This is a genomic window from Paracoccus sp. 228 (genome assembly GCF_000967825.1).
GTDB classification, from domain to species: Bacteria; Pseudomonadota; Alphaproteobacteria; order Rhodobacterales; family Rhodobacteraceae; genus Paracoccus; species Paracoccus marcusii.
In genome coordinates this window covers 351,076-371,984 of record NZ_JYGY01000005.1, presented here as the reverse complement: position 1 = coordinate 371,984, position 20,909 = coordinate 351,076, and the positions used below count along the sequence as shown (strand labels likewise).

Sequence of the window (20,909 nt, the reverse complement as noted above, 5' to 3'; positions counted from 1 at the left end):
AGCCCCGTCGCCGTCACCGCCTCCACCCGATAGCTGCCGGCCACCTGCGGAAAGTCCCGCGCCAGGAACGCGTTCAGCGCATCCTTGTCCATCACGATCGTCATGCTTTCCCCCCGATGCGTCCCGGCCTAGGCTTTCGCCAAATTCGGGAGGATGCAAGATGGACGACCTGCTGACGCGACACGACCTTGGGCCCGTGACCCGCCTGACGCTGTCGCGGCCCGCGACCTACAACGCCCTGTCGCTGGAGATGATCGAGGCGCTGATCGCGGCCCTTGCCAGGATCGACGACGAGACGCGGGTCGTGATCCTGGCGGCCGAGGGCAAGGCCTTCTGCGCCGGCCACGACCTGCGGCAGATGCAAGGGATGGCTCCGGACCAACTGGCGCATCTGTTCGACCGCTGCGCCCATCTGATGCAGATGATCCCCGCCCTGCCCCAGCCGGTCATCGCCCAGGTTCAGGGCGTTGCCACTGCGGCGGGTTGCCAGCTGGTCGCGTCCTGCGACATGGCTGTCGCGGCAGACGGGGCGCGCTTCGGGGTCAACGGGGTCTCGATCGGACTGTTCTGCGCCACGCCGATGGTGGCCCTGACCCGCGCCATCCCGCCCAAGGCCGCGTTCGAGATGCTGACCACCGGCGACTTCATTACCGCCCCCCGCGCGGTGGAGCTGGGCCTGGTCAACCGCGTCGTCCCCGCCGCGGATCTGGAGGCAGAGACGATGCGACTGGCCGACAGCATCGCGGCCAAGCCGCCCCAGGTGATCCGCATGGGCAAGCGCGCCTTCCACGACCAGCTGGGACGGGGAACGGCCGCCGCCTATGCGGCCACGGCGCAGGTCATGTGCACGAACATGGCCCTGCCCGAGACGGTCGAGGGGATCGGCGCCTTTCTGGAAAAGCGCCCGCCGAACTGGGCCTGACCTTCAGGCCCCTGCGGCCAGTGCCTGGACCAGCACCACGAAATGCTCTCCCCGCTTTTCGAAGTTCGGATACTGGTCAAAGCTGGCGGCGGCGGGGGCAAGCAGGACGGTGTCGCCCGGCTCGGCCTCGGCCGCGGCACGGGCGACGGCCTGCTCCATCGTGTCGGCGATCTCGTACGGGGTCTGGCCGATCTCCAGCGCAAAGTCGCGGGCCGAATGGCCGATCAGATAGGCCTTGGCGACCGCACCCAGATGCGGCTGCAGGGCCGCGATGCCGCCCTCCTTGCCCAGGCCCCCGGCGATCCAGCGGATTCGCGGAAAGGCCTGCAGCGCCTTGGCGGCGGCATCCACATTGGTAGCCTTGCTGTCATTGACATACCGGACGCCGTCGATCTGGGCGACCGTCTGGCTGCGATGCGGCAGACCCGCAAAGCTGTGGAACGCGGCCTCGATCTCGCGCGGGGCCAGGCCCACGGCGCGGCAGGCGGCATAGGCCGCGCAGGCGTTCTGATGGTTGTGCGCGCCGGGCAGACCCTGCATCGCGCGCAGGTCAATCGATGCCGCCTGCCGCCCCTTGCGATACTCGGACAGGAAGCCCTTGCGCGCAAAGACCGACCACGCCGCCCGGTCCAGCTTCTGTCCCGACGACACCCGGATCACCCGGTCGTCGGTGGGACCCATCGACAGCTGGTTGGCCAGATACGACCCCTCGGGGTCGTCGATGCCGATCACGGCCCGGTCCGGACCGCCCTCGGAGAACAGCCGCCGTTTTGCCGCGAAATAGCCGCCCAGGCCGGCATGGCGGTCCAGGTGGTCGGGCGACAGGTTGGTCATGACCGCCACGTCGGGCGTCAGCGCCCGCGCTAGTTCGGTCTGATAGCTGGACAGTTCCAGCACCACGACCTCTGCCTCGACCGCTGGCTCCAGCGACAGCACGCCCGTGCCGATATTGCCGCCCATCTGCGTGGGGCGGCCGCATTCCTCCAGCACGTGGTGGATCAGCGCGGTGGTCGTCGACTTGCCGTTCGACCCGGTGACCGCGATCACCCGAGGCGCGCGGTCGAACTGGTCCCAGTCGCGGGTCGCATAGCTGCGGAAGAACAGGCCGATGTCGTTATCGACCGGAACGCCAAGCTGCCATGCCATCGCGATGGCCGGGTGCGGACGGGGATACAGATGCGGGATGCCGGGGCTAACGATCAGCATCGCGATGCCCTGCCAGTTCGCCTCGCGCGTCAGGTCAAGGATGCTCAGGCCATCGGCCTGGGCCGCGTCGCGCGTATCGACGCCGTCATCCCAGGCCACGACCCGCGCCCCGCCCGCGGCCAGAGCCGCGGCGGTCGCCTTGCCGGACCGGCCAAGCCCCAGCACCGCGACGGTCAGTTCTTCGACGCCCTGAACGGGTATCATGGGTGGCTCCTTGCGAAAACGGGACGGTATCAGCGCAGCTTCAGCGTCGCCAAGCCGATCAGCGCCAGAATCAGCGCGATGATCCAGAAGCGGATGACGATCTGCGCCTCTCCCCACCCCTTCTTCTCGAAATGGTGGTGGATGGGAGCCATCAGGAAGACCCGCTTGCCGGTCCGCTTGAAATACAGCACCTGGATGATGACCGACAGGGCCTCGACCACGAACAGGCCACCGACGATGGCCAGCACGATCTCATGCTTGGTGACGACGGCGATGGCGCCCAGCGCCCCGCCCAGGGCCAGCGATCCGGTATCGCCCATGAACACCGCAGCCGGCGGGGCGTTGTACCACAGAAAGCCCAGTCCCCCGCCGATCAGGGCGGCGACAAAGATCAGGATCTCTCCGCTGCCGGGAACGTGGTGGACGCCCAGATATTCGGTGAAGTCGACGCGACCCACCGTATAGGCGATGATGCCCAGTGTGCCCGCGGCGATCATCACGGGCATGATCGCCAGCCCGTCCAGACCGTCGGTCAGATTGACCGCATTGGCCGCGCCCACGATCACGATCATCGCGAACGGCACGAAGAACCAGCCCAGGTTGACCAGGACATCCTTGAAGATCGGCAATGCCAACTGGTTGGTCAGCCCCGCGGGATGCAGCAGCGACGCCGCGATCCCGGCGCAGGCCGCGATGCCCAGCCCCAGCAGCATCCGCATGCGCGAACTGACGCCCTTGGTGTTGTGCTTGGTCACCTTGGCGTAGTCGTCGGCAAAGCCGATCATCGCAAAGCCCGCGGTCACCAGCAGCACGATCCAGACATAGCCGTTGTCCAGCCGCGCCCAAAGAAGGGTCGAGAACAGCAGCGCCGACAGGATCAGCAACCCGCCCATCGTCGGCGTGCCCGCCTTGGCCAGGTGGCTCTGCGGGCCGTCGTCGCGGATCGGCTGGCCCTTCTTCTGGACGCGGCGCAGATAGTTGATCAGCGGCCGTCCGAAGATGAAGCCGAAGAACAGCGCGGTGAAGAACGCGGCCCCCGCCCGGAAGGTGATGTATCGGAACAGGTTGAAGAAATCCCCGCCCTCGGACAGGTTGCTGAGCCAATAGAGCATGGCATTATCCTTTGTCTTGGGCGGCACCGGCGCGCAGCGCCTGGACCACCATCGAGATCCGTGAGGATTTCGAGCCTTTCACCAGCACGATGTCGCCGGCGGAAATCAGTTTGTCGGGGTGGGCGGCCAGTTCGGCCGCCGTTTGCGTCCACAGCCCGCGCTTGTCCGCAGGCAGGGCCTCGTGCAGGTGCCGCATCAGGGAGCCGGCACAATGGACCAGGTCGATCGCGGCCATGGAGAGATCGTCGGCCACGGCGCGATGCATCGCGACCTCTTCCGTGCCCAGCTCCAGCATGTCGCCCAGAATCGCCACCCGGCGGCCGCCCTGCAGGCCCGCCAGCGTGGCAAGCCCCGCGGACAGCGATGCCGGGTTGGCGTTGAAGGCGTCGTCGATCAGGCGGATGCCGCCCAGCGTCTCGACCGCGCCGCGCCCTTGTGGGGGGTGCCAGTCCGACATATGCGCGGCGGCCTGCGCAAGGTCGGCCCCCGCCGCGCCCAGCGCGGCCAGCACGCCGACGGCATTCATCGCGAAATGCCGTCCCGTGGTGGGCAGGGTGAAGGCCAGCGTGTCGCCCATGATGCGGGCATGGCACGACAGCGCCCCGTCCTGCGGCACGATGCGCAGCGGACGCGCCACGCCGTGTTCGCCAAAACCCACGACCACCGCGCCGGCCCGGTCCGCGCAATCCCGCAGGATCTGGGTCACGGGCAGATCCTCGGGCAGGATCGCGTGACCCACGGGCTGCAGCCCCTCGAAGATCGCACCCTTTTCGCGGGCGATGCCTTCGATCGCGCCGAAGGCCTCCAGATGGGCGGCGGCCACCGTGGTGATCAGCGCCACATGCGGCCGCGCCATGCGCGACAGGGGCGCGATCTCTCCGGGATGGTTCATGCCGATCTCGATGATCGCGAAATCGGTCGCGGCTGGCATGCGCGCCAGCGTCAGCGGCACGCCCCAATGGTTGTTGTAGCTGGCCTCGGCCGCGTGGATCACGCCCTGCCCCGCCAGCGCGATCCGCGCCATCTCCTTGGTCGAGGTCTTGCCGACCGACCCGGTGATGGCGATGACCCGGCCCGTCATGCGGGCGCGGCCCGCCCGGCCCAGATCCTCCAAGCCGCGCAGCACATCGGGCACCACCAGCAGTGGCGCGTCAGACGCCACGCCGTCGGGGATGCGGCTGACCAGCGCGGCGGCCGCCCCCCTGGCCAGGGCCTGCGCCACGAAATCATGCCCGTCGCGGTCGGCCTGCAGCGCGACGAACAGATCGCCGGGGGCGATGGTGCGCGTGTCGATGGACACGCCCGAAGCGGTCCATGCGGCCGTCACCCGCCCGCCAGTGGCGGCGGCGGCGTCATCGGATGTCCAGAGTGTCATATGCGCCCGTCCAGTGCCGCCACCGCGACCGAGGCCTGTTCGGCATCGTCGAAGGGATAGACGTCCTGCCCCACGATCTGGCCGGTCTCATGGCCCTTGCCGCAGATCAGCAGCGCGTCGCCCGGTTGCAGCGCATCGACGCCGCGCAGGATCGCCTCGGCCCGGTCGGCGATCTCGGTCGCGTCGGGGCCCGCGCTGGCCATGACGGCGGCACGGATCAGGGCCGGGTCCTCGGTCCGGGGGTTGTCGTCGGTGACGATCACCACGTCGGCATGATCGCGCGCGGCCTCGCCCATCAGCGGGCGCTTGCCCCGGTCGCGGTCGCCGCCCGCGCCGATGATGCAGACGATGCGACCCATCACATGCGGGCGCAGCGATTGCAGAGCCGCAACCACCGCGCCCGGCTTGTGGGCGTAATCGACAAAGACCGCCGCACCGTTCTCGCGCTGCGCGACCAGCTGCATCCGGCCCCGCACGGTGGTCAGCTGCGGCAGCACGCGCAGGATGTCGTCGGCGCTGTCGCCCGAGGCCAGGCACAGGCCCATCGCCGCCAGCACGTTTTCCGCCTGGAACCCGCCGATCAGCGGCAGCCGTACCAGATGGGCCCGCCCCATCACCGAGAACCGCAGATCCTGCCCCGTCGCGTCATAGCGCTGGCCCAGGATGCGCAGCATCGCGGCCTCTCCGGTGCCGACGGTGGTCAGGGCCAGGCCGCGATCGGTCGCGATGTCGGCCATCTGGCGGCCGCGCTGGCTGTCGATGTTGATGACGGCAGCGGCGCCGTCCTCCAGCACGCGATTGAACAGCAGCGCCTTGGCCGCGAAATATTCGTCGAAGCCCGCGTGGTAATCCAGGTGATCCTGGCTGAAATTGGTGAAGGCCCCGGCCTCGACCCGCACCCCGTCCAGGCGGCGCTGATCCAGTCCGTGGCTGGAGGCCTCCATCGCGGCATGGGTGACGCCCGCGGCGACCGCCTCGGCCAGGACGCGGTGCAGGGTCAGCGGATCGGGGGTGGTATGGGCGAGCTTTGCCTGGTGATCGCCCTCGACCCCCATCGTGCCCAAGCTGATCGCCTTGTGGCCCAGCGCCTGCCAGATCTGGCGGGTAAAGCTGGCCACGCTGGTCTTGCCGCTGGTGCCGGTGACGGCCACGACATGGTCGGGCTGATCGGCGAACCACAGCGACGCCGCGCCGGCCAGGGCTGCGCGCGGATCCTCGGCCACGATCAGCGCCCCGTCCCAGCCCAACAGGACGTCGGCGGCGATCTCGGCGCCCTGGCGGTCGGTCAGGACGGCGGCGGCCTGCATGCGCAGCGCGTACTGGATGAATTCGCCGCCATGGACGGCCGATCCCGGCAGGGCCGCGAACAGGTGCCCGGGCTTGACCGTGCGGCTGTCGATGGACAGCCCCGTGATCCGCGGGTCACGCCCACCGGGGGCGCGCAGCCCCAGCTGCGACAGCGTCACGTCGTCCTTGTCCACAGTCCCACCCGTCATTGATTTGCGACGAGCCTTACCGCAGCCTCCTCGTCGGGTTCAACACGCGGTTCGAAGCGCGCGGTGATCGTCGGCAGGATTTCGTCGGTGATCGGCTCCAGCCCCAGCAGCGGGCCGATGCGGCGGACCATTTCCGCGGCGACGGGCGCGACGGTATGACCTGCGGTACGCACCGCAGTCCCGTTGATGGTCGTTGACGGCTCGTCCAGCATGGTGATCAGGACGTATTTCGGATCGCTGGCGGGAAAGACCGACGCAAAGGTCGCGATGATCTTGTTCTCGTAGTACCCGCCTGCGGCCCTGGGCTTGTCCGCCGAACCGGTCTTGCCCGCGACCTCGTATCCCGGAACCTCGGCCTGGCGGGCGGTGCCGCGGGTGACGACCTGGCGCAACATGTCGACAGCCATCGCGGCGGCACGAGGCGACAGCACCTGTTCACCCTCGGGGCGTTGTCGTCCATGCACCAGCGTGGGCGTCACGCGCTTGCCGCCATTCGCGATCGTCGCATAGGCGGCCGCCAAGTGCAGCGGGCTGGCCGCCAGCCCGTGGCCGAAACTGACCGTCGCCGCAGTGACGGCGGGCCAGCGCGTGGGCACCAGCGGCTGTCCGGTGGGGGCCTCGACCATCTCGATGGAGGTCGGCACGAACAGGCCAAGCTTCTCCAGGAAATCCTTCTGCCGCTCGGGCCCGATCAGCTGCGCGATGCGCACCGTTCCCACGTTCGAGGACTTCACGATGACGTCCGTCACGCTCAGTTCCTTGCCGTAATTGTGGAAATCGTTGATCAGGAACCGGCCGATCCGCATGGGTGCTGCAGCATTGATGCCCGACGCGGGGTTGACCAGCCCCAGGTCCAGCGCCTGCGCGACCGGGAATATCTTGAAGGTCGAACCCAGCTCGTACTGGCCCTGGACGGCGCGGTTGAACAGCGGGCTGTCCGACGGCTCTCCGGTCAGCAGCGGGCGGGGACGGTCATTGGGGTCGAAATCGGGCAGGCTGGCCATGGCCAGGATCTCTCCGGTCTCGACCTCCATCAGGATGCCGGTCGCGCCCTTGGCGTTCATGACGTTCATGCCCGAGGCCAGCACGTCCTCCATCGCCTGCTGCAGCGTCAGGTCGATGGACAGGGCCAGCGGCGCCCCCTCGTTGCCGGGATCGCGCAGCCAGGCGTCGAACGCCTTCTCGACGCCTGCGACGCCGATGACCTCGGCGCTGTTCACGCCTTCGCTGCCGAAGCCGGACCCGCCCAGGATGTGGCTGGCCAGGTCGGCATTGGGATAGATGCGCATCTCTCGCGGGCCGAACAGCAGGCCGGGCTCGCCCAGGTCGTGGACGGCCTGCATCTGCTCGGGGCTGATCTTGCGCTTGATCCACATGAACTTGCGGTTGCCGGTGAAGTCGCGGGTCAGGCGCTGTACGTCCAGGTCGGGAAAGATCTCGGCCAGGCCCTGCGCGGTGCCGATGGGATCGACCATCTGGTGGGGATGGGCATAGACCGAATGGGTCAGCAGGTTCGTGGCCAGCACCCTGCCCCGCCGGTCGGTGATGTCCGCCCGTTGAGAGATGATCTGCGACGACAGCACCTGCGCCCGCGGTTCTGCCGCCGCGCTGGAGGCGAGCGTCCCCATGCGCACCGCGACCGTGCCGAAGGCCAGCATGAAACAGCCCGCCATGACGATCAGCCGACCTTCGGCGCGCCTGCGGGCGCGGTCCTGGATCTGTTCGTGGCGGCGGCGGCGGTTCTCGGCCTCGATGTCGTCGGGGTTCTCGCCGCGCTCGCGCGCTCTCAGGATGCGGGCCAGGGGGCGCAGGGGGGTGCGGATCATGGCTGAGGCTCCTCGGCAGGATCGGTTTCGGGCAGAAGGTCGGTGACCATGTCGGCCGACGGCGGGGGCGGCTTGGGATAGTCGATGTGGTCCAGGTCCAGGAACTGCCCCGATTCGACCGGACCCAGTTCCAGCCGGTCGAAGTTCAGGTCGACCAGCTGGCGCAGGCGGTCGGGGCGGTTCAGGAAGGCCCATTCGGCCCGCAGCACGCCCAGCTCCTCGCGCAGGCCCGCGATCTGGCGCTGGACCTGGGACATCTCTCCGATGGCGGCCTGGGTGGCGTAGTTCTCGCGATAGGCCCAGAAGGCCAGTCCCATCAGCATCAGCACGCAGGCCAGACAGGTCAACGACCGCATCACGCAGCTCCCGGAAGATGCGGCATGGCCAGCGACCGGGCATCGACCTCGCCCGCCGCGGCGTCGGTCCGCACGGCCACGCGCAGCAAGGCTGAACGCGCGCGCGGGTTCACGTCCAGCTCCTCGGGGTCGGGACCGATCGCACGGCGGAAGGGCAGGCGGAAGGCCGGCTCCACGACCTGCGTGACCGGCGCATAGCGGTTGCCGCCGCCGCCCGCATCGGACCGTGCCTGCATGAAGCGCTTGACGATCCGGTCCTCCAGCGAATGAAAGCTGACGACGGCCAGCTGGCCGCCCGGCTTCAACGCGCGCTCGGCGGCCGACAGGCCCGCGACCAGCTGACCGAACTCGTCGTTCACCCAGATGCGGATCGCCTGAAAGCTGCGCGTCGCGGGATGACTCTGCCCCGGCTTGGCGCGCGGCAGGCAGCCGGTGACCACCTGGGTCAGCTGCGTGGTCCGGGTCAGCGGGCGCGCGGCCACGATGGCACGCGCGATGCGGCGCGCGGCGCGCTCCTCTCCGTAATGATACAGCACGTCCGCGATGTCCGATTCCTCGGCGCTGTTCAGAAGGTCCGCGGCGGACGGCACGTCGCCGCCCATCCGCATGTCCAGCGGCCCGTCCCGCATGAACGAGAACCCGCGATCCGCCTGGTCCAGCTGCATCGAGCTGACGCCGAGGTCCAGCACCACCCCGTCCAGCGGCTGACCGGCCAGGACGTCCATGTCGGAAAACGTGCCCTCAACCAGGCGCAGGCGGTCGCCGTACTGGCCGCGCCATGCCTCGGCCATTCGAAACACCGACGGGTCGCGGTCGACGCCGATGACCAGGTCGGCCCCCGCATCCAGCAGGCCCCGGGCATAGCCGCCCGCGCCGAACGTGCCGTCCAGCCAGACGCCCCCGATGGGTGCGGTTGCGCGCAGCAGCGGCGCCAGCAGGACCGGAATATGCGGATCCGCCATGCCCTAGCCCTCGGAGGATTGCTGCAGGAAGGCGCGGGGGTCGAATTCGGGGCCCTTGCTGGCCGCGAAATCCTCCAGCGCCTGCACGTCCTTAGGACGCGATTCGGGGTGATAGACCTGGATGTAGTCGCCGCGCGATTCAAAGATCGTCTCGGTCCCGTCGGCAAAGCCCAGCCTGTCGCGCAGCTTTGCGGGCAGGACCAGGCGGCCCTCGCGGTCGATCTCAAGGTCGGTGGACTGTCCGTTCATCAGCAGCTCCAGCCAGCGGCGCTCCTGGCTGCCGCGCGTCAGGCGGTCGATCTGCTCGTCGATCTGCTCAATGGCCTCGATGGTGTACAGCTCCAGCCAGTTCCACCAGTCGGGACCATAGACCGCCACCAGCTGCGTGCGCCCGGTGTTCGTCCCCGAGAATGACGGGTCGCCGGCATCGAACACGCGGCGCAGCCGGGCCGGGATCGACATCCGACCCTTGCCATCGACCTTGACGGTTTCGGTGCCTCTGAACTTCCGCGCCACCTGGGCCCGCCCTCACTGTCCTGCTCTTTCGGGACGTCCGAAAGAGAAAGGGCGGATCGGGCCGCTGCCACTGCCCGATCCGCCGCCCTCGTTCCCGATTTACCCGGGCCCCTTTGCGGGGTTGGTTGCCGACCCGTCGCACGCCACCTGGGGGAGGTGCTGCTCGCGGACGCGGGCCGGCTATGTTGGAAAACGGTTGCCTGTATGAAGTCTGCTTCGCCTGTCCGGGGTCTTGGCGCCCCTTGAACTGCCCGTTTTCGTGATCCGGTTGTGACATGGGATTTCATGGGAAGCAACGGTATTCTTGGGCCACCAGCCGCATTCCGCCGCAGCTTTTGCCTCAGCCCGAATCAAAAAACGCCGCTGACGCGGCAGTGATGCGGCAAAGTTTGGTGGCGTGACGCGAAAGCCACACTACATCTAGAAGGCGAGTAACAAACGCATTTTGCCGGTCACTGGGTCCATTTCACCACAGTTCAAAGCCCTGCAAGTCGAAAATCCGGGCAGCCTTGCAAAACTTTTGGAACAGATCACGGACGATCACGAAATCGAGAGGTCATTTGAGCCTTACTTCCCGCAATTTCCCAACCGTCCCGTGCATTCCCAAAGCAAGCCCGGATTTCGCGCAGATCAGGCGATGCCGCCCTGCACCAGACGGTCGGCCAGGCGGGCATAGGCCTCGGACACGGCACCATCGCCCAGGGCCACCGGTCGTCCCGAATCGCCGGCCAGCCGGACCTCCAGCTCCAGCGGCAGGGCGCCCAGGAACGGCAAGTTCAGCGCCTCGGCCTCGGCCGCGACGCCGCCATGGCCGAACAGATGCGCCTCGTGCCCGCATTTGGGGCAGATATAGGTCGACATGTTCTCGACCAGGCCCAGGACCGGTGTCTTTAGCTTGCCGAACATGTCGATCGCACGGCGCGCGTCCAGCAGCGCCACGTCCTGCGGCGTGGACACGATGATCGCACCGGTGACGGGGGCCTTCTGGCACAGCGACAGCTGCACGTCGCCGGTGCCGGGCGGCAGGTCGATCAGCAGGACGTCCAGTTCGCCCCAGTTCACCTGCTGCAACAGCTGCTGCAGCGCGCCCATCAGCATCGGGCCGCGCCAAACCAGCGCCTCGCCCTCCTTCAGCATCAGTCCGATCGACATGACGGTGACGCCATGCGCATGCATGGGATCGATCCGCTGTCCGTCCGGGCTGGCAGGCCGGCCCGAGACGCCCATCATGCGCGGCTGCGACGGGCCATAGATGTCGGCATCCAGCAGGCCGACCTTGCGCCCCGCGCGCGCCAGGGCGACGGCAAGGTTCGAGGTGACGGTGGATTTCCCGACACCGCCCTTGCCGGATCCGACGGCGATGATGTGGCGCACGCCGGGAATCGCCTGCGGACCGGCCTGGGGCGTGGGATGCCCGCCGATCTTCAGGGACGGGGCGGCGCCCTGCCCCGATACGGCCTTTGGCGGCGCGGGCTTGGCGGGGGCGGTCATGACGATCTGGACCTTGGCCACACCGGGAATACGTTCCAGCCGGGCACGGGCCTCGGCCTCGACCGGGGCCATGGCCTGCGCGGTGGCCGCATTCTCGACCTCAAGCACGAATCGCACCGTCTCGTGGTCGATGGTCAGCGCGCGGATCAGGTCGGCCTGACCCAGCGTCCCTCCCTGCGGAAGGGCAATATCCGAGATTGCCGTAAGGATCGTTTCGCGTGTGACGGGCATGTGAGGGACCTGTGTCTTTGTTCGCCCGGCAGCATGAAGCATAGAGACGGGACCCTCAACACCCCCTGCGACAATCCGTACCGCACGGCGCTAACCGCTTTCAAACAGGTGATTTTTGCGCCCGCGGCGTGAACGCTAACAGATGTATCGTGTCAATTTTATGTCGTTAATTCATCGTTAAAGAAGGCAATAGGTCAGCCTTGGCTATGCAATTGCTGCATGGCAGCATTACGAAACCATCCGTTGTGAAACGCCGTCGATGGGGCCATCTTCAACTCAACGAAACGCCGGGCCAATCCGGGAACGGCGCAGACGAGATGAACCGAAAGGATACGACCATGGCTGTTATCGCCCAAGCACACAACGCCACCGCCGACGCCGGCCTGCGTGGCCGCCTGCTGAGCGCGATCCAGCGGATGCAGGAAAACCGCGCCCGCCGCGCCGTTTACCGCCAGACCGTGCGCGAACTGAATGCCCTGACCACCCGCGATCTGGACGATCTGGGCATCAGCCGCTCGATGATCACCCGCCTGGCGCACGAAGCGGCATGGGGTTCGGCCCAGTAATCCTGGGACACCAAGAATTCGCATTCCCGGCCCTCTCCTCCTCCCTGGGTCCGGGACCGGCGGCATCCTCCTCTCCTCCTCCCTGGAGGGTGCCGCCCAAAAGACGCACTGGAACCCGATCCTCCTCCCCGGGTTCACGTGCCAGGCGGCGGCCCCACTCCTCCCTCCCAGGGGTCGCCGCAAAAAGTTTCATAGCCGCCCCATTCGCGGCACGCTGATACGCCCGGTCCTCTCCTCCTCCCTCCCGGACCAGGCGTTCGCGGTACGGCCTCTCCTCCTCCCTGGCCCTACCGCACCCCATACGCGGCCCCTCCTCCTCCCTGGGCCAGCGTTCAGCGGCGACCTCCCTCCTCCTCCCTGGAGGTCGCCGCGCCTTCATAGCCGCACCGATCGCGGCACACGGATACGACGGGCTCTCCTCCTCCCTGCCCGGTCGTAAGCGGTGATGGCCTCTCCTCCTCCCTGGCCGGAACCGCGACCCATACGCGGCCCCTCCTCCTCCCTGGGCCAGCGTTCAGCGGCGACCTCCCTCCTCCTCCCTGGAGGTCGCCGCGCCCTTCCTCCGGAACCCATCGCCCCCATGACGCATTGCCCCCGACACGCAGTCGGAGGCCGCATGATTCTGCGCAAGGGCACCAAGGTGGAATGGGACTGGTCGGGCCACAAGGCGACCGGAAAGATTACTGACATCTTCACCGATGACGTCACACGGACGATCAAGGGCAGCAAGATCAGCCGACGGGCGTCCAAGGACGATCCCGCCTACCTGATCGAACAGGATGACGGCGACCAGGTGCTGAAGGGCCGGTCAGAACTGCGCCGCGCCGATTGACGTCTTTTCCCCGCCGTGCGCCCACGCTAAGGCTGGCGGATGCTCAGCTATCAACACGCCTATCATGCCGGGAACCTGGCCGACCTGCACAAGCACGCCCTGCTGGCAGTCGCGCTGGAATACCTGACCCGCAAGGACAAGCCGCTTTCCTATCTGGAAACCCATGCGGGTCGTGGCCTTTATGACCTGACCGGCGCCGAGGCGCAGAAGACGCAGGAGGCCGCGCAGGGCATCGCGCGTGCCACGGTCGAACACTGGCTGCCGCAGGATCACCCGCTGATGCAGGCGCTGCGGGCCGTGCGCGACCTGCGGGGCGCGCAGGCCTATCCCGGTTCACCGCTGATCGCGGGGCATTTCCTGCGCCACGAGGACAAGGCGCATCTGGCCGAACTGCACCCCGCCGAATTTCAGGCCCTGCGCCGTGTGGCGGGCTTTGCCACCCTGCACCAGCAGGACGGCTTCGCGATGGCGCAGGCGGTCTGTCCGCCCGATCCGCGCCGCGGCCTGCTGCTGATCGACCCCAGCTATGAGGTCAAGGCAGATTATGCCGCGATCCCGCGCCAGATCGGCCTGATCGCGCGCAAGTGGAACGTGGGCGTCATCGCGCTGTGGTATCCGATCCTGACCGATCACCGCCACATGGGCATGACCGCGCAGCTGGTCAGCGATTTCCCTGATGCCCTGCTGTCCGAGGTGTCGTTTCCCCCTGCCCGTCCCGGTCATTCGATGATCGGATCGGGCATGTTCGTGCTCAACGCCCCCTGGGGTCTGGCCGAGCACGCCCGCCAGATCGAGGCGATGTTCCGCGAGCGCGCCTGACGGGGATTCCCCCGCCGATTGCGCTGTGCCATGATCGGCCCGGCCACAAGGATTCCCTGCCATGCCTCAACGTCTGTCCATCGGCGCCACCGTGTTCCTGGTTCTGACCGTCCTGGTCGGTCTGTATTTCGCCTATGCCGCGGTGCAGGGCCCGTCGGGCATCCTGCGCCGGATCCAGATCCAGGCCGAGACCGAGGATCTGCGCGAGGCCCGCGACCTGCTGCAGGCCGACGTGACTCGCATGCAGAACCTGACCCGTCGCCTGTCGGACGATTATCTGGACCTGGACCTCTTGGACGAACGCGCCCGCGAGGTGCTGGGCCTGCTGCGCGCGGACGAGATCCTGCTGCGCTAGGGCCGGGATTGCACGGCTGTCGGTGATGCGCTACGGATAGTTTAACGCTGAACTATCCGCCACGCTTCCAGGAGGACACGCCGCATGGCCAGAAAACCAAGCCCCCAGCAGGGGGCTCCTTCGAACACGTCGAAGGAAGAGTTGCTGAAATACTATCGCGACATGCTGCTGATCCGCCGATTCGAGGAGAAGGCCGGCCAGCTGTACGGCATGGGCCTGATCGGCGGGTTCTGCCACTTGTATATCGGCCAGGAGGCCGTCGTGGTGGGTCTGGAGGCCTGCGCCAAGGACGGCGACAAGCGCATCACCAGCTATCGTGACCACGGTCACATGCTGGCCTGCGGGATGGAGGCGCGCGGCGTCATGGCCGAGCTGACCGGGCGTCAGGACGGCTATTCCAAGGGCAAGGGCGGCAGCATGCACATGTTCAGCCGCGAAAAGCATTTCTATGGCGGCCACGGCATCGTCGCGGCGCAGGTGCCGCTTGGCGCGGGTCTGGCCTTCGCGGACAAATATCTGGGCAACGACAACGTCACCTTCACCTATTTCGGCGATGGTGCGGCGAACCAGGGCCAGGTCTACGAGACCTACAACATGGCCGAGCTGTGGGACCTGCCGGTCGTCTTCGTGATCGAGAACAACCAGTATGCCATGGGCATGTCGGTCAAGCGGTCGACGAAATCGACGACCTTCTTCGGCCGCGGAGAGGCCTTCGGCATCCCCGGCGAACAGGTCGACGGCATGGACGTGCTGGCGGTCAAGGCAGCGGGCGAAAAGGCCGTGGCGCATTGCCGCGCCGGCAAGGGCCCATACATCTTGGAGGTCATGACCTACCGCTATCGCGGGCACTCGATGTCGGACCCGGCCAAGTACCGGACCCGCGAGGAGGTCCAGAAGATGCGCGACGAGCGTGACCCAATCGAGAACATCCGTGAGATGCTGCTGACCGGCAAGCATGCCACCGAGGAGGACCTCAAGGCGCTGGACAAGGAAATCAAGGACATCGTCAACGATTCCGCGGAATTCGCCAAGGACAGCCCCGAGCCCGACCTGGCCGAGCTGTGGACCGACATCTATGCCGACGAACTGCCCCAGGGCAGCGCCGAAGAGAACGCCTGAGGGGGACCGTCACATGGCAATTGAAATCCTGATGCCCGCCCTGTCCCCCACGATGGAGGAAGGCACGCTGGCGAAATGGCTGAAGAAAGAGGGCGACGCGGTGAAATCCGGCGACGTCATCGCCGAGATCGAGACCGACAAGGCCACGATGGAGTTCGAGGCCGTCGACGAGGGGATCATGGGCAAGCTGCTGGTGGCCGAGGGCACCCAGGGCGTCGCCGTGAACACCCCCATCGCGGTGCTGGTTGAGGAGGGAGAGGACGCCGACGCGGCCCCTGCCCCCAAGGCCGAGGCCAAACCGGCCGAAGCCCCCAAGAAGGATGACGGCGCCCAGCCCGGCGAATCCGCCATCGAGGAGGTCGTGACCCCGCAGCCCAAGCCGCGCAGCCCCGACTGGCCCGAGGGCACCAAGATGAAGACCATGACCGTGCGGGAAGCCCTGCGCGAGGCCATGGCCGAAGAGATGGACCGCGACGAGACCGTCTTCCTGATGGGCGAGGAAGTGGGCGAATACCAAGGCGCCTACAAGATCAGCCAAGGCCTGCTGGAGCGGTTCGGCCCCCGCCGCGTCGTGGACACGCCCATCTCCGAGATCGGCTTTGCCGGCATCGGCACGGGGGCGGCCCTGGCCGGCCTGCGTCCGATCGTCGAGTTCATGACCTTCAACTTCGCCATGCAGGCGATCGACCACATCATCAACTCAGCCGCAAAGACGCTGTACATGTCGGGGGGCCAGATGGGCTGTCCGATCGTGTTCCGTGGCCCGAACGGTGCCGCCGCCCGCGTGGGCGCGCAGCACAGCCAGGATTACGCCGCATGGTACGCGGCCATTCCGGGCCTGAAGGTCGTGATGCCCTATTCGGCCGCCGACGCGAAGGGCCTGATGAAGCAGGCGATCCGCGACAACAACCCGGTCATCTTCCTGGAGAACGAGATCCTGTATGGCCGCAGCTTCGAGGTGCCGGACCTTGAGGACTTCACCATTCCCTTCGGCAAGGCCAACACGGTCCGGTCGGGCGACGACGTGACGCTGGTCAGCTTCGGCATCGGTGTGGCGCATGCGCTGGAGGCCGCGGCCAAGCTGGCCGAGGAGGGCATCGAGGCCGACGTGATCGACCTGCGCACCCTGCGACCGCTGGACTATGACGCAATCCTGGAATCGGTCAAGCGGACCAACCGCTGCGTGACCGTCGAGGAGGGCTTCCCCGTGGGCGCCATCGGCAACCACATCTCGGCCTATCTGATGGAGAACGCGTTCGACTATCTGGACGCGCCCGTCATCAACTGCACCGGCAAGGACGTGCCGATGCCCTATGCCGCCAACCTGGAAAAGCACGCGCTGATCACGCCCGCCGAGATCGTCGAAGCCGTGAAAAAAGTCACCTACAAGTAAGGGAGCTGCGCGATGCCCACGGAAATCCTGATGCCCGCCCTCTCCCCGACGATGGAGGAGGGCACGCTGGCCAAGTGGCTGGTCAAGGAAGGCGACGAGGTCAAGTCCGGCGACGTCATCGCCGAGATCGAGACCGACAAGGCCACGATGGAGTTCGAGGCCGTCGACGAAGGCCGCATCGGCAAGATCCTGATCGCCGAGGGCACCTCGGCGGTCAAGGTCAACACCGCCATCGCGGTCCTGCTGGAGGACGGCGAGGAGGCGGGCGACATCAGCGCGCCCAAGGCCAAGGAAGAGCCCAAGCCCAAGGCGGATGCCGAGCCCGAACCGGCCGAGAAGGGCTATGGCGGCCCGATCGGCGCGCCGGTCGCCGGCGATGCCAAGGCCGACGCACCCAAGGGCAACCGGGTGTTCGCCTCGCCCTTGGCGCGGCGCATCGCCAAGGACAAGGGTCTGGACCTGTCGCAGATCCAAGGCAGCGGCCCCCGTGGCCGCATCGTCAAGGCTGATGTCGAGAACGCCAAGGCAGGTGACGCCAAGCCCTCCGCGTCGGCTGCGGCCCAGCCCGAGGCGAAGGCGGCCCCCGCGGCAGCCGCAGCCCCGGCCCAGGCCCCCAAGGGTCTGTCGACCGACGCTGTGCTGAAGATGTATGCCGACCGCGAGACCGAGGAGGTCGCGCTGGACGGCATGCGCCGCACCATCGCCGCCCGCCTGTCCGAAGCCAAGCAGACCATCCCGCATTTCTATCTGCGCCGCTCGGCCAAGCTGGATGCGCTGATGGAGTTCCGGGCCACGCTGAACAAGCAGCTGGAGAGCCGTGGCGTCAAGCTGTCGGTCAACGACTTCATCATCAAGGCCAGCGCCCTGGCGCTGCAGCAGGTGCCTGACGCGAACGCGGTCTGGGCGGGGGATCGCATCCTCAAGCTGAAACCGTCGGACGTCGCCGTGGCCGTGGCCATCGAGGGCGGGCTGTTCACGCCCGTGCTGAAGGACGCGCATCAGAAGACCCTGTCGGCGCTGTCGGCGCAGATGAAGGACCTGGCCGCGCGCGCCAAGTCGAAGAAGCTGGCCCCGCATGAATATCAGGGCGGCAGCTTCGCGATCAGCAACCTGGGCATGTTCGGGATCGAGAACTTCGACGCGGTCATCAACCCGCCGCATGGCGCGATCCTGGCCGTGGGTGCGGGCATCCCGACCCCGGTCGTCGAAAAGGGCGAGGTCGTGGTGCGCAACGTCATGTCGATGACGCTGTCGGTGGACCACCGGGTGATCGACGGCGCCATGGGCGCGCAGCTGCTGGAGGCGATCGTCGCCCATCTGGAAAACCCGATGGGCATGCTGGCCTGATCCAGCCACCGGACGGAACAAACGGCGGGCCATCGGCCCGCCGTCTTTCGTTGTCAGAACGTGACGGTGACGCCCGGCAGGCGCAGTTCGTTGATCAGGTCGCGCAACTCCTGCCGCGCGGCGATCTGGGACATGCTCATGGCCTCGGTGCCGACATCCTTCAGATCCAGCAGGGTCAGCCCGTTCGGAAACAGCTCGCGAAAGATCACGCGTTCGGAAAATCCGGGCGCCACCCGAAACCCGATCCGCTTGGACAGGTCGGCCAGCGCGCCGCCGACCTTGCGCTTGTTGTGCATCTGCTGGCTGCCCAGGCGGTTTCTCAGCACCAGCCAGTCGATGGGCCCTGCCCCGGCCTGCGCGCGCAGCTGGCGTGCGCCCCATACCATCTCGGCATAGATCGAGGGACCAAGCACGTCACCGTCGGGCGACATGCGCGCCAGCAGGTCGAAATCGACGAAACTGTCGTTCAGGGGCGTGATCAGCGTGTCGGCGACCGTATGCGCCATCTGGCTCAGCTTGGTATGCGACCCGGGGCAATCCAGCAGGATGAAGTCGCACGTCTCCTCCAGTTGCCGCAGGGCGGGTGTCAGCGGATCGGCGCCCTCGCCCAGCGGCGCCAGCACGGGCATGGGCAGGTCCAGCCCCTTGCGCACCAGGAAGGCGGCGCGATTCTCCAGATAGCGGCCAAAGCTGCGCTGGCGGACGTCCAGGTCCAGCCCGCCGACCCGGTGCCCCATCCGCGCCAGCGCGGTCGCCACATGCATCGAGGTGGTCGACTTGCCCGAGCCGCCCTTTTCGTTTCCGACCACGATGATATGCGCCACAAGCAGCCTCTTGTCCTGTCCCGACGGGAAACCTAGCGACCGCGCCGCCGGATGGAAAGCCGCCCCGGCAGTCCTAGCGCCGCAGCAGCCGTCCGTCGATCATCGCCAGCCCAAGCCCGATGACCGCCATGCCCAGCAGTTGCGGCAGGCCCAGAACCTCGTCCAGGAACAGCCAGCCAAGCAGGTTCGCCGACACCGGCACCAGGAACGTCACCAGAGAGATGTTCGTGGCCCCCGCCCGGCCTAGGATGCGAAAGAACAGCACATAGGCCAGCCCCGTGCAGACCAGCCCCAGCAGGCTGATCGCCAGCCAGACCTGGGCAGGAGCCGCCGGCGGCAGCCCGTCATGCGCCAATGCCAGCGGCAGCAGCACGACGCTGGTGCCCGACACCATACCCGCCGCCGTGACCAGCGGGTCAACGCCCTGTGCACGAAACCGCCGTCCAAAGGCCGCGGCCCAGGCATAGCTGATCGCGGCGCCCAGCATCGCCAGTTGCGGCAGCACGCCATGGCCGTGACCGGCCAGTTCGTCCACGCCGATCATCACCGCGACACCCCCCAGGCCCAGGGCGACCCCGGCCAGGCGCATCAGTCCCGCGCGTTCATCCGCCAGCACCAAGGTCGAGACCAGCACCGTGAACAGCGGCGTCGTCGCGTTCAGGATGGATGCCAGCCCGGCCGGGATGAACCCCTGCGCCCAGACGATCAGCCCAAAGGGGATGGCGTTGTTCAGGACGCCCATCACCAGGAACGCGCCCCACAGCCCCGCCCCGCGCGGCAGTGCCCGCCCGGTCGCCAGCACGATGGCCCATAGGACCGCGGCGGCGATCATCACGCGCAGCGCCACCACCCACAGGACCGGCATATGCCCCACGATCAGCGCGATCAGGAAGAACGAACCACCCCAGATCAGTGACAGCAGCAGCAGAAGGCCCCAGTCGGATGCGCTCATCCGCGCGGTGATCATCGGACGGTCCGGTCAGGCAATGGGCGGAAAAGGGTCATGGGTCCTCCTGCGGCGCACGCTGCCCCAAGCCGGGGCCGAGGGGAAGGGCTCAGCCGTCGCGCAGCGCCGCCAGCGCGGCCTGGACCTTCGGGGTGCGATGCAGGTCGACATGGGTGACCAGCCAAAGGTTGGAATCCCATTCCGGCAGGCTCAGCGCGGGCAGCAGGCCGTGCGCCAGGCTGTCGGGCAAGGCACCGACCGCCAGCCCGGCGCGGATCACCGCCTCGCGCGCGGTGGCCTCGTTGGCGGTGACCAGGATGTTCTCGGGGCCGATGCGGTCCTGCAGCCAGCGCATGTAGGGGGCGCCGCGCGCCTCCGGTCCCGGCAGGGCAAAGCGGTGGTCGCGCGGATCGTCGACCGGCCCGTGCCGGTCCAGGTACGAGGCCGCGGCATACATCACATGCCCCATCCGCCCCATCGCACGCACGACATAGTCGGGCTCGGTCGGTTCGGCACCGCCGCGGATGGCCACATGCGCCTCTCCGGCGCCCAGCCGGAACAGGCGCGCGTCCGTGGCATAGGTCAGGCGCAGGTCGGGATGGCGCGCCATCAGCGCGATCAGTCGCGGCATGACCAGATCCACCAGTTCCGGCAGCGAGGTCACGACCAGCTCTCCCTCGATCCGCTCTCCGGCGCCGGCGATCTGCGCAGCCATCTGGGCAAAGCGTTCATCCGCGGCCCCAGCCGCATCCAGCAGGGTGCGCCCCGCCTCGGTCAGGGCATAGCCGCGGGTGTGGCGTTGGAACAGCCGGGCGCGCAGGGCCGATTCCAGCGCGTCGATGCGGCGGATCACCGTGGCGTGGTGCACGCCAAGATCGGCGGCCGCCCCGCTGACCGTTCCGGTGCGCGCCACGGCCAGTGCCACGCGGATATCGTCCCACGATTCGATCTGCATGTGCATCCCCGCACAGTGAATGCGCAGTTATCCCCCTTACGTTCGCAGGTGCATAG

21 protein-coding genes (1 of these 21 running past the window's edge) are annotated in these 20,909 nt (G+C 67.6%); 8 read left to right on the top strand and 13 right to left on the bottom strand.

Annotated features, from left to right (window positions below; all coding sequences use genetic code 11):
- Window positions 1-104, bottom strand: partial view of a PaaI family thioesterase gene (locus SY26_RS16720; RefSeq protein WP_046001413.1) — the 5' portion only. The gene continues 337 nt to the left of window position 1, outside the view; 104 of the gene's 441 nt are visible here — the first part of the coding sequence; the start codon lies at window positions 102-104; its stop codon lies off the left edge, out of view.
- 56 nt (window positions 105-160) lie between these two features.
- Between SY26_RS16720 and SY26_RS16715 the strand changes: the two genes are divergently transcribed.
- Window positions 161-922, top strand: coding sequence for an enoyl-CoA hydratase (locus SY26_RS16715; RefSeq protein WP_046001412.1), 762 nt, complete (start codon window positions 161-163; stop codon window positions 920-922).
- 3 nt (window positions 923-925) lie between these two features.
- Here the strand turns inward: SY26_RS16715 and murD are convergent, their stop codons facing one another.
- From murD to SY26_RS16670, 9 genes are all read right to left on the bottom strand, one after another.
- Entirely contained in the window at window positions 926-2,332 is a 1,407-nt protein-coding gene (gene murD / locus SY26_RS16710; RefSeq protein WP_046001411.1) for a UDP-N-acetylmuramoyl-L-alanine--D-glutamate ligase, read from the bottom strand.
- A 29-nt stretch (window positions 2,333-2,361) separates the two neighbouring features.
- Complete coding sequence (mraY, locus tag SY26_RS16705; RefSeq protein WP_046001410.1) at window positions 2,362-3,444, bottom strand: phospho-N-acetylmuramoyl-pentapeptide-transferase; 1,083 nt, start codon at window positions 3,442-3,444, stop codon at window positions 2,362-2,364.
- Window positions 3,445-3,448: 4 nt separating this feature from the next.
- Window positions 3,449-4,819, bottom strand: coding sequence for a UDP-N-acetylmuramoyl-tripeptide--D-alanyl-D-alanine ligase (gene murF / locus SY26_RS16700; RefSeq protein WP_046001409.1), 1,371 nt, complete (start codon window positions 4,817-4,819; stop codon window positions 3,449-3,451).
- Window positions 4,816-6,315, bottom strand: a complete 1,500-nt coding sequence (locus SY26_RS16695) for a UDP-N-acetylmuramoyl-L-alanyl-D-glutamate--2,6-diaminopimelate ligase (RefSeq protein ID WP_198143193.1) — start codon at window positions 6,313-6,315, stop codon at window positions 4,816-4,818. The genes murF and SY26_RS16695 overlap by 4 nt, the downstream gene beginning before the upstream one ends.
- On the bottom strand, window positions 6,312-8,141 hold the full coding sequence (locus SY26_RS16690; protein ID WP_045982887.1) for a penicillin-binding protein 2: 1,830 nt from the start codon (window positions 8,139-8,141) through the stop codon (window positions 6,312-6,314). Before SY26_RS16690 ends, SY26_RS16695 begins: the two co-directional genes overlap by 4 nt.
- On the bottom strand, window positions 8,138-8,497 hold the full coding sequence (locus tag SY26_RS16685) for a cell division protein FtsL (protein WP_045982886.1): 360 nt from the start codon (window positions 8,495-8,497) through the stop codon (window positions 8,138-8,140). Before SY26_RS16685 ends, SY26_RS16690 begins: the two co-directional genes overlap by 4 nt.
- Window positions 8,497-9,459, bottom strand: a complete 963-nt coding sequence (gene rsmH / locus SY26_RS16680; protein ID WP_045982885.1) for a 16S rRNA (cytosine(1402)-N(4))-methyltransferase RsmH — start codon at window positions 9,457-9,459, stop codon at window positions 8,497-8,499. Before rsmH ends, SY26_RS16685 begins: the two co-directional genes overlap by 1 nt.
- A gap of 3 nt (window positions 9,460-9,462) precedes the next feature.
- On the bottom strand, window positions 9,463-9,975 hold the full coding sequence (locus SY26_RS16675; RefSeq protein ID WP_045982884.1) for a division/cell wall cluster transcriptional repressor MraZ: 513 nt from the start codon (window positions 9,973-9,975) through the stop codon (window positions 9,463-9,465).
- 630 nt (window positions 9,976-10,605) lie between these two features.
- The gene (locus SY26_RS16670; protein ID WP_046001408.1) at window positions 10,606-11,697 is read right to left on the bottom strand and encodes an Mrp/NBP35 family ATP-binding protein; all 1,092 of its coding nucleotides are present in this window, start codon (window positions 11,695-11,697) and stop codon (window positions 10,606-10,608) included.
- 338 nt (window positions 11,698-12,035) lie between these two features.
- Here SY26_RS16670 and SY26_RS16665 point away from each other — a divergent pair, with 338 nt between their 5' ends.
- The 7 genes from SY26_RS16665 (at window position 12,036) to SY26_RS16635 (ending at window position 18,128) form a co-directional block, all read left to right on the top strand.
- Complete coding sequence (locus SY26_RS16665) at window positions 12,036-12,263, top strand: DUF1127 domain-containing protein (protein WP_045982882.1); 228 nt, start codon at window positions 12,036-12,038, stop codon at window positions 12,261-12,263.
- 616 nt (window positions 12,264-12,879) lie between these two features.
- A complete protein-coding gene (locus SY26_RS16660; RefSeq protein WP_046001407.1) occupies window positions 12,880-13,095 on the top strand; it encodes a DUF2945 domain-containing protein in 216 nt (71 codons plus the stop codon).
- A 39-nt stretch (window positions 13,096-13,134) separates the two neighbouring features.
- Window positions 13,135-13,914, top strand: coding sequence for a 23S rRNA (adenine(2030)-N(6))-methyltransferase RlmJ (gene rlmJ / locus SY26_RS16655; RefSeq protein WP_046001406.1), 780 nt, complete (start codon window positions 13,135-13,137; stop codon window positions 13,912-13,914).
- Between the two features lie 61 nt (window positions 13,915-13,975).
- Window positions 13,976-14,269 carry a septum formation initiator family protein gene (locus tag SY26_RS16650; protein WP_045982879.1) on the top strand — a complete coding sequence of 98 codons (294 nt, stop codon included), beginning with the start codon at window positions 13,976-13,978 and terminating at the stop codon, window positions 14,267-14,269.
- Window positions 14,270-14,353: 84 nt separating this feature from the next.
- Complete coding sequence (gene pdhA / locus SY26_RS16645; protein WP_046001405.1) at window positions 14,354-15,388, top strand: pyruvate dehydrogenase (acetyl-transferring) E1 component subunit alpha; 1,035 nt, start codon at window positions 14,354-14,356, stop codon at window positions 15,386-15,388.
- Between the two features lie 13 nt (window positions 15,389-15,401).
- Window positions 15,402-16,781, top strand: coding sequence for a pyruvate dehydrogenase complex E1 component subunit beta (locus tag SY26_RS16640; RefSeq protein WP_046001404.1), 1,380 nt, complete (start codon window positions 15,402-15,404; stop codon window positions 16,779-16,781).
- A 12-nt stretch (window positions 16,782-16,793) separates the two neighbouring features.
- Window positions 16,794-18,128, top strand: a complete 1,335-nt coding sequence (locus tag SY26_RS16635; protein ID WP_046001403.1) for a pyruvate dehydrogenase complex dihydrolipoamide acetyltransferase — start codon at window positions 16,794-16,796, stop codon at window positions 18,126-18,128.
- Window positions 18,129-18,181: 53 nt separating this feature from the next.
- On the opposite strand, the gene SY26_RS16630 is transcribed toward SY26_RS16635, so the two are convergent.
- The 3 genes from SY26_RS16630 to SY26_RS16620 all read right to left on the bottom strand — a co-directional run bounded on the left by SY26_RS16630 (window position 18,182) and on the right by SY26_RS16620 (window position 20,853).
- Entirely contained in the window at window positions 18,182-18,952 is a 771-nt protein-coding gene (locus SY26_RS16630; protein WP_046001402.1) for a division plane positioning ATPase MipZ, read from the bottom strand.
- A 73-nt stretch (window positions 18,953-19,025) separates the two neighbouring features.
- Window positions 19,026-19,919, bottom strand: coding sequence for a DMT family transporter (locus SY26_RS16625; protein ID WP_046001401.1), 894 nt, complete (start codon window positions 19,917-19,919; stop codon window positions 19,026-19,028).
- 88 nt (window positions 19,920-20,007) lie between these two features.
- The gene (locus tag SY26_RS16620) at window positions 20,008-20,853 is read right to left on the bottom strand and encodes a LysR family transcriptional regulator (RefSeq protein WP_046001477.1); all 846 of its coding nucleotides are present in this window, start codon (window positions 20,851-20,853) and stop codon (window positions 20,008-20,010) included.
- Window positions 20,854-20,909 lie beyond the last annotated feature (56 nt).

Bases quoted from the DNA above. Each gene is read 5' to 3' on its own strand.
- SY26_RS16670 (WP_046001408.1), bottom strand. From the start codon at position 11,697: ATGCCCGTCACACGCGAAACGATCCTTACGGCAATCTCGGATATTGCC.
- SY26_RS16625 (WP_046001401.1), bottom strand. From the start codon at position 19,919: ATGATCACCGCGCGGATGAGCGCATCCGACTGGGGCCTTCTGCTGCTG.
- SY26_RS16650 (WP_045982879.1), top strand. From the start codon at position 13,976: ATGCCTCAACGTCTGTCCATCGGCGCCACCGTGTTCCTGGTTCTGACC.
- SY26_RS16685 (WP_045982886.1), bottom strand. From the start codon at position 8,497: ATGCGGTCGTTGACCTGTCTGGCCTGCGTGCTGATGCTGATGGGACTG.
- murF (WP_046001409.1), bottom strand. From the start codon at position 4,819: ATGACACTCTGGACATCCGATGACGCCGCCGCCGCCACTGGCGGGCGG.
- murD (WP_046001411.1), bottom strand. From the start codon at position 2,332: ATGATACCCGTTCAGGGCGTCGAAGAACTGACCGTCGCGGTGCTGGGG.
- SY26_RS16695 (WP_198143193.1), bottom strand. From the start codon at position 6,315: ATGACGGGTGGGACTGTGGACAAGGACGACGTGACGCTGTCGCAGCTG.
- mraY (WP_046001410.1), bottom strand. From the start codon at position 3,444: ATGCTCTATTGGCTCAGCAACCTGTCCGAGGGCGGGGATTTCTTCAAC.
- SY26_RS16660 (WP_046001407.1), top strand. From the start codon at position 12,880: ATGATTCTGCGCAAGGGCACCAAGGTGGAATGGGACTGGTCGGGCCAC.
- pdhA (WP_046001405.1), top strand. From the start codon at position 14,354: ATGGCCAGAAAACCAAGCCCCCAGCAGGGGGCTCCTTCGAACACGTCG.
- rlmJ (WP_046001406.1), top strand. From the start codon at position 13,135: ATGCTCAGCTATCAACACGCCTATCATGCCGGGAACCTGGCCGACCTG.
- SY26_RS16665 (WP_045982882.1), top strand. From the start codon at position 12,036: ATGGCTGTTATCGCCCAAGCACACAACGCCACCGCCGACGCCGGCCTG.
- SY26_RS16715 (WP_046001412.1), top strand. From the start codon at position 161: ATGGACGACCTGCTGACGCGACACGACCTTGGGCCCGTGACCCGCCTG.
- rsmH (WP_045982885.1), bottom strand. From the start codon at position 9,459: ATGGCGGATCCGCATATTCCGGTCCTGCTGGCGCCGCTGCTGCGCGCA.
- SY26_RS16635 (WP_046001403.1), top strand. From the start codon at position 16,794: ATGCCCACGGAAATCCTGATGCCCGCCCTCTCCCCGACGATGGAGGAG.
- SY26_RS16640 (WP_046001404.1), top strand. From the start codon at position 15,402: ATGGCAATTGAAATCCTGATGCCCGCCCTGTCCCCCACGATGGAGGAA.
- SY26_RS16620 (WP_046001477.1), bottom strand. From the start codon at position 20,853: ATGCAGATCGAATCGTGGGACGATATCCGCGTGGCACTGGCCGTGGCG.
- SY26_RS16690 (WP_045982887.1), bottom strand. From the start codon at position 8,141: ATGATCCGCACCCCCCTGCGCCCCCTGGCCCGCATCCTGAGAGCGCGC.